The sequence below is a fragment of the Ideonella sp. genome (assembly GCF_041287625.1).
In the GTDB taxonomy this organism is placed as follows: domain Bacteria; phylum Pseudomonadota; class Gammaproteobacteria; order Burkholderiales; family Burkholderiaceae_C; genus Ideonella.
Window position 1 is genome coordinate 87,279 of record NZ_JBGGNH010000013.1, and the last position, 10,061, is coordinate 97,339.

Here is a 10,061-nt window from a genome sequence, read left to right on the forward strand (position 1 = left end):
ACAGGTTGTCGTTTGCGGCCCCGGGGTTGAACTTCATCAGAAATTGCCCAGGAACCAATCCTTCGCCTTGCCAAACATCGTCTTCACCGAACCCGCCTGCTGCTGGGCCTTGTGGCCGCGCGTGTGGGCGAGCCGGGCTTCTTCGAGAAGACCCATCACGGTGGCCGAACGGGGGTTGGCCACCATGTCGAACAGCGCGCCCGAATAGATGGGCAGGCCCTTGCGAACCGGCTTGAGGAAGATGTCCTCGCCCAGCTCGACCATGCCCGGCATCACCGCGGTGCCGCCGGTGATCACGATGCCCGAGGAGAGCAGCTCCTCGTAGCCCGAATCGCGTATCACCTGGTGCACCAGCGAATAGATCTCCTCGACACGCGGCTCGATCACGCCGGCCAGCGCCTGGCGGCTCAGCATGCGCGGCACGCGGTCGCCCAGGCCCGGCACCTCGACCTGCTCCTGCGGGTCGGCCAGCATCTGCTTGGCCACGCCGTACTCGACCTTGATCTCCTCGGCGTCCTTGGTCGGCGTGCGCAGCGCCATCGCGATGTCGCTGGTGATCAGGTCGCCGGCGATAGGGATCACCGCGGTGTGGCGTATCGAGCCGCCGGTGAAGATGGCCACGTCGGTGGTGCCGGCGCCGATGTCCACCACCGCGACACCGAGGTCTTTTTCGTCCTCGGTCAGCACCGCGCCGGCCGAGGCCGTGGGGTTGAGCACCAGCTGGTCCACCTCCAGGCCGCAGCGGCGCACGCACTTGAGGATGTTCTCCGCCGCGCTCTGCGCGCCGGTGGCGATGTGGACCTTGACCTCCAGCCGGCTGCCGCTCATGCCTATGGGCTCGCGCACCTCGTGGCCGTCGATGATGAACTCCTGCGACTCGACCAGCAGCAGGCGCTGGTCGTTGGGGATGTTGATCGCCTTGGCGGTCTCGATGACACGCGCGACATCGACCGGCGTGACCTCGCGGTTGTCGCGCACGATCACCATGCCGGTGGAGTTCTGGCCGCGGATGTGGCTGCCGGTGATGCCGGTGTAGACGCTCTCGATCTTGCAGGCGGCCATCATCTCGGCCTCTTTCAAGGCCTGCTGTATGGACTGCACGGTGGCGTCGATGTTGACCACGACGCCGCGCTTGAGCCCGTGCGAGGCGGACACGCCCAGCCCGGCGACCCGCAGCTCGCCGCCCGGCAGCACCTCGGCCACCACCGCCATCACCTTGGCGGTGCCGATGTCCAGCCCTACCACCAGATTCTTGTATTCCTTGGCCATGCGCCTTTCCCTCAGTGTGTTGCTGACGCACTCATGGCGACGTTGTTGGCAAGCCGGGCCGCCGCGCTGGCGGCCAGCGTCGCGGCGGATGGGGAACCCTTGAGCCGCAGCGCATACCCGTCGGTGTGGCGCAGGTCGGCATAAGTCCAGGTCTGCTGGCGGGCGGAGGCGACGCCGCTGACGGTGCTCACCAGCCGCTGGACCCGCTGCGCCACCTCGGCCTCGCTGCCGCGGCCCATCTCGAGCACCGGCCCGGTATCCAGCTCGGCCAGCCAGGAGCCGCGCTCCGACAGGCTCAGCCGCACGGGCGTCGCCTCCAGCGGGCGCAGCAGCGGCAGCAGCCGCTTGTACATCGCGAGCAGGGCCGGCGCGGCTTCGTCGCTGCCGTCGAACTCGGGCAGGCGGTCGTCCTCGACGTCGCCGACATTGGCCTCGAAGACCTCGCCATAGGAGTTCACCAGCCGGTCGTTGCCGCTCTCGTCCTTCAGGATGGCCACCGCGTGGTGCTCCTCCATCTGCACCACCAGCCGGTCGGGCCAGACGCGCCGCACCACCGCATGGCGCACCCACGGCACGCTCTCGAAGGCATGGCGGGCCGCCTGCAGGTCCAGCGTGAAGAAGCTGCCGGCCAGGCGCGGCGCCGCGTTGGCGCGGATGGTGTTCAGGTTGTTGCGGCTCACGTCGCCTTCGAGCTTGATGCTGCGTATCGCGAACTGCGGCTGGCGGGCCAGCCACAGCGCGGCCGCTGCGAGCAGCACGCAGCCCGCCACGACGAACACCAGGGTGGAGGTGGTGTTCATCATGCGGATGTCGGCGGGCAGCTTCGCGGCTTTCATGTCTTGGCGTCGGTGTCCAGGGCAGCGCCGGCGAGCAGGTACAGGCAGAGCTGCGGATAGCCCATGCCGGCAGCCTGGGCCGCCTTGGGCACCAGCGAATGGCTGGTCATGCCGGGCGAGGTGTTCATCTCCAGCAGGAAGGGCTTGCGGTCGGCGCCGCGGATCATGATGTCGGCCCGGCCCCAGCCGCGGCAGTCCAGCAGCCGGTAGGCCTGCAGCACCAGGCGCTGGATCTCGGCCTCCTCGGCTTCGGGCAGGCCGCTAGGCACGAGGTAGCGTGTGTCGTTGGAGATGTACTTGTGCTCGAAGTCGTAGTTGCCGTCGGGCGCCTGGATGCGCACCACCGGCAGCGCGACCGCGCCGTCGCCCTCGCCCAGCACCGCGCAGGTGACTTCTTCGCCCTCGATGAACTCCTCGCACAGCACCTCGGGGTCGAACTGCGCGGCCAGCGCGACGGCCTCGTTCATGCCCGAGTAGCCGGCGACCTTGGTGACGCCGAAGGACGAACCCTCGCGCGCCGGCTTGACGATCAGCGGCAGGCCCAGCTGGTCCGGCACCTGGCGCACGATCTCGCGCGCATGCTCGGCCTTCTTCAGGCAGCGGTACTGCGGCGTCGGCAGGCCCTCTGCGATCCAGATGCGCTTGGTCATGACCTTGTCCATCGCGATGCTGGAGGCCATCACGCCGGAGCCGGTGTAGGGGATGCGCAGCAGCTCCAGCGCGCCCTGCACCGTGCCGTCTTCGCCGTGGCGGCCATGCAGCGCGACGAAGCAGCGGGCAAAGCCCTCGCGCTTGAGCTCGGCCAACTCGCGCTCGCTGGGGTCGAAGGCGTGCGCGTCCACGCCCAGCGAGCGCAGGGCCTCCAGCACGCCGTTGCCCGACATCAGCGAGACCGGCCGCTCGGCCGAATCGCCGCCCATCAGCACCGCCACTTTTCCGAGCGACTTCACATCGATGTTCATACCGCCCCCTTCGCCAGCTCGACCACCTGCGCCGGCACGCCGCCGATGGTCCCTGCGCCCATCGTGATCAGCACGTCGCCCGCCTTGGCAAAGGCGCGGATCTCCTGCGAGAGCTCATTGACGTCGTCGATGAAGACCGGATCGACCTTGCCGGCCACGCGCAGCGCGCGGGCCAGCGAGCGGCCGTCGGCGGCGACGATGGGCGCCTCGCCCGCGGCGTACACCTCGGTCAGCAGCACCGCATCGGCCTGGCCCATCACCTTGACGAAGTCCTCGAAACAATCCCGCGTGCGGGTGTAGCGGTGCGGCTGGAAGGCCAGCACCAGCCGGCGGCCGGGGAAGGCGCCGCGTGCCGCCGCGATCACCGCCGCCATCTCCACCGGGTGGTGGCCGTAGTCGTCGATCAGCGTGAACTCGCCGCCCTGCAGCGCCGGCAGCTCGCCGAAGCGCTGGAAGCGGCGGCCGACGCCGTCGAAGGCGGCCAGCGCGCGCACGATAGGTGCGTCGGGCAGCTCCAGCTCGGTCGCCACCGCGATGGCCGCGAGCGCGTTCAGCACGTTGTGCACGCCCGGCAGGTTCAGCGTGACGGCGAGGTCGGGCATCGCGACGCCGTTGCGGCGCTGGCAGATGAAGCGCATCTGGCCGCCCTCCAGCGCCTGCACCTCGACCGCGCGCACCTGCACGTCTTCGCCGAAGCCGTAGGTGACCACCGGGCGCGAGATCATCGGCACGATGCTGCGCACGCCGGCGTCGTCGCCGCACAGGATGGCCGCGCCGTAGAACGGCATGCGGTGCAGGAACTCGACAAACGCGCTCTTCAGCCTGGCGAAGTCGTGGCCGTAGGTGTCCATGTGGTCGGCGTCGATGTTGGTGACGACGGCCAGGATGGGCATCAGGTTGAGGAAGGAGGCGTCCGATTCGTCGGCCTCGACGACGATGTAGTCGCCAGCGCCCAGGCGCGAGTTGGCGCCGGCGCTGTTGAGCCGGCCGCCGATCACGAAGGTGGGGTCGACCCCGGCCTCGGCCAGCACGCTGGTGACCAGCGAAGTGGTGGTCGTCTTGCCGTGGGTGCCGGCGATGGCGATGCCCTGCTTCAGCCGCATCAGCTCGGCCAGCATCACCGCGCGCGGCACCACCGGCACCCGCTGGGCGCGGGCAGCGATGACCTCGGGGTTGTCGCCCTTCACGGCGGTCGAGGTGACGACCGCCTCGGCACCGCGGATGTGGTCTGCGTCGTGGCCGGTGTGGATGCGGATGCCGAGCTCGGCCAGGCGGCGCGTGGTCGCCGTGGACGACTGGTCGGAACCCGAGACCGTGTAGCCCAGGTTGTGCAGGATCTCGGCGATGCCGCTCATGCCGGCGCCACCGACGCCGACGAAGTGGATGTGCTTGACGGCGTGTTTCATGCCATGGCCCTCCGGGGGTTCACCAGGCGTTCGATCTCATCGGCCACACGCGATGCGGCCTTGGGGCGAGCGAGGGCCCGCGCTTTTTGCGCCATGGCCAGCAGGGTCTCGCGGTTCAGGTTGCGCAGCACGTCGGCCAGGCGTTGGGGGGTCAATTCAGTCTGGGGCAAATGCACTGCAGCGCCATGTCCGGCCATCAAGCCTGCATTGTCGCGTTGATGCGAGGTCGTGCTGACCACCAGCGGCACCAAAACACTCGCCACGCCGGCCGCGCAGAGCTCACTGACGGTGATCGCGCCGGCGCGGCAGACGATCAGGTCGCAATGGGCCAGGCGCTCGGCCATGTTGTCGACGAAAGGCAGGATCTCGGCCTGCACGCCGAGCGCGGCGTAGCGCGCGGTCACGCTCTCGAGGTGGGCCGCGCCGGTCTGGTGGGTGACGCTGGGGCGCTCGGCCGGCGAGAGGGCGGCCAGCGAGTCGGGCAGGGTCTCGTTCAGCACCTTGGCGCCCAGGCTGCCGCCCACCAGCAAGAGCTTCAGCGGGCCTTGCCGGCCGGCAAAACGCTCGGCAGGCGCGGCCATGTCCTCGATCTCGGCCCTTACCGGGTTGCCGGTCACCAAGGCGCGCTTGATGCCCGCCACCGCCGGGCCGTCGAAGCCGAAGGCGACCCGGTCGGCGACCGGCAGCAAGGCCTTGTTGCTCATCAGCAGGGCAGCGTCGGCATTCACCAGCACCAGCGGCTTGCCCAGCGCCGAGGCCATCAGGCCGCCGGGGAAGCAGACGTAGCCGCCCATGCCCAGCACCGCGTCGGCCGAGCGGCGGCGCAGGATGCGCATCGAATCCCAGAAGGCTTTCAGCAGCCGCAGGCCGCCGGTCAGGGTGTGCAGCAGGCCCTTGCCGCGCAGGCCGGTGAAGGCCAGCGTGTCCATCGCGATGCCGGTCGGCGGCACAAGCTTGTTCTCCATGCCGGTGGACGTGCCCAGCCAGCTGACCTGCCAGCCGCGGGCCTGCATTTCGCGCGCCACGGCCAGGCCCGGGATCACGTGACCTCCGGTGCCTGCAGCCATGATGACCAGATGACGTGTCACGCCCGCCCACCCCTCATGAGTTGCCGGTTCTCTTGATCGACGCGAAGAACGATCGCCAGCGAAATCAGGTTCATCAGGATCCCCGAGCCGCCAAAGCTCAGCAGCGGCAAGGTCAGCCCCTTGGTGGGCAGCAGGCCGAGGTTCACGCCCATGTTGATGAAGGACTGCGCGCCTATCCAGATGCCTATGCCCTGCGCCATCAGGCCGGCGAAGACGCGGTCCAGCGCGATGGCCTGGCGGCCGATCACGAAGATGCGGCGGGTCAGCCAGAAGAAGGCCGCGATCACGCCCAGCACGACGAAGAACCCCAGCTCTTCGCCGATCACCGCGAGCAGGAAGTCGGTGTGGGCCTCGGGCAGGTAGTGCAGCTTCTCGATCGAGTCGCCCAGGCCCTGGCCGAAGAGCTCGCCACGGCCGAAGGCGATCAGCGAGTGCGTCAGCTGGTAGGCCTTGCCCTGGGCGTAGTCCGGGTTCCAGGGGTCGAGGTAGGCAAAGATGCGCTGCCGGCGGAACTCGCTGAAGACGATCATCAGCACGAAGGCGCCCACCAGCACCGCGACGCTGAGGAAGAACATCCGGCCATTGACACCGCCCAGGAACAGGATGCCCAGCGCGATCGCCGCGATCACCATGAAGGCGCCCATGTCGGGCTCGGCCAGCAGCAGCACGCCCACCACGGCCAGCGCCACCGCCATCGGCCAGACCGCCTTGATGAAGTTCTCCTTGACCTCCATCTTGCGCACCATGTAGCTGGCGGCGTACATCGCGATGGCCAGCTTGGCCAGCTCGCTGGGCTGGAAGTTCATCAGGCCCAGCGGCACCCAGCGGCGCGCGCCGTTGACGCCCTTGCCGATGAAGGGCAGCAGCACCACGATCAGCAGCGCCAGCGATGCGACGAAGATCCACGGCGCCCATTTCTCCCAGACCGAGATCGGCACCTGCAAGGTGACCAGTGCGGTGACGAAGGCGATGGCGATCGCGATCGCGTGGCGGGTCAGGAAATGGGTGGGCAGGTAGCGCGAGAACTTCGGGCTGTCCGGCAGCGCGACCGAGGCCGAGTACACCATCACCAGGCCCAGCGCGAGCAGCGCCAGCACCACCCAGACCATCGCCTGGTCGAAGCCGGCCACCTGCGTGGGCTTGCTGCCGCCCACGCGGATCCAGTCGCGGATGGGCAGGTGCTCGTCGCCCTCCTTCTTGTTCCAGAAGAGCAGGCTGCCGACACGTTCGCGCCAGCCGGCGAAGCCGGGAGCCGTGGCCGAGAGCTTCATGTGCCGATCTCCCCGCGCTCAGCCAGCAGCGCCTGCACGGCGGCGGCGAACACTTCTGCCCGGTGGGCGTAGTTGCGGAACATGTCGAGGCTGGCGCAGGCCGGGCTCAACAACACGGCGTCACCCGGCTGCGCCTGCTCGAAGCACCACGGCACGGCGGCCTCCAGCGTCGCGTGGCGCTGCAGCGGCACGCCGGTGGCCGCCAGGGTCTGCGCGATGGTTTCGGCGTCGCGGCCAATGGTGGCCACGGCCCTGGCGTAGCGGGCGATGGGCGCTGCCAGCGGCGTGAAGTCCTGGCCCTTGCCGTCGCCGCCCAGGATCACGACCAGGCGCGACGGCGCCTTGTCGGCACCCAGGCCGCTCAGCGCGGCGACGGTCGCGCCTACGTTGGTGCCCTTGCTGTCGTCGAAGGCCTCGATGCCGCCGACCTGGGCGATCAGCTCGACGCGGTGCGGCTCGCCGCGGTACTCGCGCAGGCCGTGCAGCATGGGGGCCAGCGGGCAGCCTATCGCCGTGGCCAGCGCGAGCGCGGCGAGCGCGTTGGCGGCGTTGTGGCGGCCGCGCACGCGCAGCGCGTCGGCCGGCATCAGGCGCTGCAGGTGGATCTCTTCCTCTTCGTCCTTGCGGCGCTTGATGGTTTCGTCGGCGGGCAAGGCGCGCACCAGCCAGGCCATGCCGCCTTCGGTCACCAGGCCGAAGTCGCCGGCCTTGTGGGGGGCGTCGAGACCGAAGCGCAGCACCGGGCGCGTCAGGGCGCGGGTCGGGCGGCCGCGGCCGGTCTTGACGAGCACGGGGGCGGGCACCATGGCCTCGACCATCGCGTCGTCACGGTTGATCACCATCAGGGTCTGCGGGCCGAAGACGCGCGCCTTGGCGGCGGCGTAGGCGGCGAGGTTGCCGTGCCAATCCAGGTGGTCTTGCGAGATGTTCAGCACCGTCGCGGCGCTGGGCTCGAAGCCCTGCACGCCGTCGAGCTGGAAGCTGGAAAGCTCGAGCACCCAGACCTCGGGCAGGTGCTCGAAGACCGGGGCCGCGGGCGGCGGCGGGGCCAGCACCAGCGGGGTTTCGTCCTCGGGCAGTGCGCCGGCCATGGGCGCATCGGCCGGTTCGGGTGCGCCGTCCAGCGCGGCCAGCTCGGTGAGTTCCAGCGGATCGACCACGTCGTCGTCCGGCTCCAGCATCTCGTCGTTGGCGGCCGGTTCGGCCTCGGCCTCGGTCTCGGCAGGCAGCATCTCGGGTGAGGCCGGCAGCTCGGGCACGGCTTGCGCCTCGACGAGCACCTCGAGCGCCGTCTCCGGCGCCGGCTCCAAGTCCAGCGCCGCGCTCAGCGTATCCAGCATGGTCGGGCCGATGTTGCCGGCGATGGCCACGCGGCGGCCGGCACGCTCCACCAGCAGCGCCGTCAGCGCGGTGGTGGTGGTCTTGCCATTGGTGCCGGTGATCGCCAGGACCTTGGGCTCGTAGCGCCGTGCCGCCTTCAACTCGGCCAGCGCGCGGGCGAAGAGGTCCAGCTCGCCCTGCACCGCGATGCCGACGGCGCGGGCCGCTTGCAGCAGCGGCGCGATGCGCTCGTCCCCAGGCGCCAGGCCCGGGCTCTTCAGCACCAGCTTCGCGTCCAGCAGCGACTCGGCCGCCAGCGCGCCGCTGAACAGCACGGCACCCGGCACATCCGCCGCCAGCGCAGCCGCCTGCGGCGGGTTCGAACGCGAGTCCCACACCCGCAGCAGCGCGCCGTGGCGCGCGCACCAGCGCGCCATCGCCAGGCCGGAGTCGCCCAGGCCCAGGATCAACACGGGGAGTTCGTGCAAGGCGTTCATCAGCGCAGCTTCAGGCTCGCCAGGCCGATCAGGCACAGCAGCATCGTGATGATCCAGAAGCGGATGACCACCTGGGTCTCGTTCCAGCCCGACTTCTCGAAGTGGTGGTGCAGCGGCGCCATCTTGAAGAAACGCCGGCCCTCGCCGAACTTGCGCTTGGTGTACTTGAACCAGCTGACCTGGATCATCACCGAGAGCACCTCGACGACGAAGATGCCACCCATCACGCCCAGCAGGATCTCCTGCCGCGTGATGACGGCGATGGTGCCCAGCGCGCCGCCTAGCGAGAGCGCGCCGACGTCGCCCATGAAGACCTGGGCCGGGTGGGCGTTGAACCACAGGAAGGCCAGGCCGGCGCCCGCCATCGCGGCGCAGAAGATCATCAGCTCGCCGGCCCCGGGGATGTAGGGAAACAGCAGGTACTTGGAGTAGACCGAGCTACCCGTCACATAGGCAAAGATGCCCAGCGCCGAGCCCACCAGCACCACCGGCATGATGGCCAGGCCGTCCAGCCCGTCGGTGAAGTTGACGGCGTTGCTGGCGCCGACAATGACGAAAAACGTCAGCCCGATAAAGCCGAAAACCCCCAAGGGGTAGCTGACAGTCTTGAAGAAGGGCACCATCAAGTCGGCCTTGGGCGGCAACTCGTTGGAGAAGCCGCTCTGCACCCAGCGTATGAAGAGCTCGATCACCCGGAGGTTGGAGGTCTCCGAAACGCTGAACGCGAGGTAAAGCGCGGCGACGATGCCGATCAGCGACTGCCAGAAGAACTTCTCGCGCGAGCGCATGCCCTCGGGGTCCTTCAGCACCACCTTGCGCCAATCGTCCATCCAGCCGATGGCGCCGAAGCCGAAGGTCACCAGCATCACGATCCAGACGAAGCGGTTGCTCCAGTCGCTCCACAGCAGCGTGGAGGTGCCGATGCCGATCAGTATCAGCGCACCGCCCATGGTGGGCGTGCCGCGCTTGGCGAGGTGGCTTTGCATGCCGTACTCGCGGATGGGCTGGCCTATCTTCAGCTCGGTCAGGCGGCGTATCACCCAGGGCCCGAAAGCCAGGCCGATCAGCAGCGCGGTGACCGCGGCGAGCACCGCACGGAAGGTCAGGTACTGAAAGACGCGCAGAAACCCGAACTGGTCGGGGTACAGCGTCTGCAGCCACTGCGACAGGCTAAGCAGCATGCGGCGCGCCTCCTGCGTTGTCCTGCGAGGCGGCCTGGGGGGTCGTGGCCTGCAGCGCTGCAACGACCTGCTCCATCTTCATGAAGCGCGAGCCCTTGACCAGCACCGACGAGAAGGCCGGCGCCTGGCCGATCTGGCTCAACAATTGCGCCACCGTGCCGAAATGACGAGCAGCGGGACCATAGGCCGCGGCGATGTGGCTGGCCATCTCGCCGGCGCACCAGAGATGCT

The 10,061-nt window shown here is 69.1% G+C and carries 8 protein-coding genes and 1 pseudogene; all 9 read right to left on the minus strand.

Features of this window, described 5'->3' with window-relative positions; all coding sequences use genetic code 11:
• Positions 1-36 precede the first annotated feature (36 nt).
• Positions 37-1,269, minus strand: a complete 1,233-nt coding sequence (ftsA, locus tag ACAH41_RS04015; RefSeq protein WP_370538182.1) for a cell division protein FtsA — start codon at positions 1,267-1,269, stop codon at positions 37-39.
• Positions 1,270-1,280: 11 nt separating this feature from the next.
• Positions 1,281-2,105, minus strand: a complete 825-nt coding sequence (locus ACAH41_RS04020; RefSeq protein WP_370538183.1) for a cell division protein FtsQ/DivIB — start codon at positions 2,103-2,105, stop codon at positions 1,281-1,283.
• A complete protein-coding gene (locus ACAH41_RS04025; protein ID WP_370538184.1) occupies positions 2,102-3,067 on the minus strand; it encodes a D-alanine--D-alanine ligase in 966 nt (321 codons plus the stop codon). The genes ACAH41_RS04020 and ACAH41_RS04025 overlap by 4 nt, the downstream gene beginning before the upstream one ends.
• Complete coding sequence (gene murC / locus ACAH41_RS04030) at positions 3,064-4,473, minus strand: UDP-N-acetylmuramate--L-alanine ligase (protein WP_370538185.1); 1,410 nt, start codon at positions 4,471-4,473, stop codon at positions 3,064-3,066. The genes ACAH41_RS04025 and murC overlap by 4 nt, the downstream gene beginning before the upstream one ends.
• Complete coding sequence (gene murG, locus ACAH41_RS04035) at positions 4,470-5,561, minus strand: undecaprenyldiphospho-muramoylpentapeptide beta-N-acetylglucosaminyltransferase (RefSeq protein ID WP_370538186.1); 1,092 nt, start codon at positions 5,559-5,561, stop codon at positions 4,470-4,472. The genes murC and murG overlap by 4 nt, the downstream gene beginning before the upstream one ends.
• Positions 5,558-6,832: a putative lipid II flippase FtsW gene (ftsW, locus tag ACAH41_RS04040; protein WP_370538187.1), complete on the minus strand. Its 1,275-nt coding sequence runs from the start codon at positions 6,830-6,832 to the stop codon at positions 5,558-5,560. The genes murG and ftsW overlap by 4 nt, the downstream gene beginning before the upstream one ends.
• Entirely contained in the window at positions 6,829-8,649 is a 1,821-nt protein-coding gene (gene murD / locus ACAH41_RS04045; protein WP_370538188.1) for a UDP-N-acetylmuramoyl-L-alanine--D-glutamate ligase, read from the minus strand. Before murD ends, ftsW begins: the two co-directional genes overlap by 4 nt.
• The gene (gene mraY / locus ACAH41_RS04050) at positions 8,649-9,830 is read right to left on the minus strand and encodes a phospho-N-acetylmuramoyl-pentapeptide-transferase (RefSeq protein ID WP_370538189.1); all 1,182 of its coding nucleotides are present in this window, start codon (positions 9,828-9,830) and stop codon (positions 8,649-8,651) included. The genes murD and mraY overlap by 1 nt, the downstream gene beginning before the upstream one ends.
• Positions 9,820-10,061, minus strand: a pseudogene (locus ACAH41_RS04055) (UDP-N-acetylmuramoylalanyl-D-glutamyl-2, 6-diaminopimelate--D-alanyl-D-alanine ligase); the annotation flags it as partial. The gene mraY and the pseudogene ACAH41_RS04055, both read right to left, overlap by 11 nt.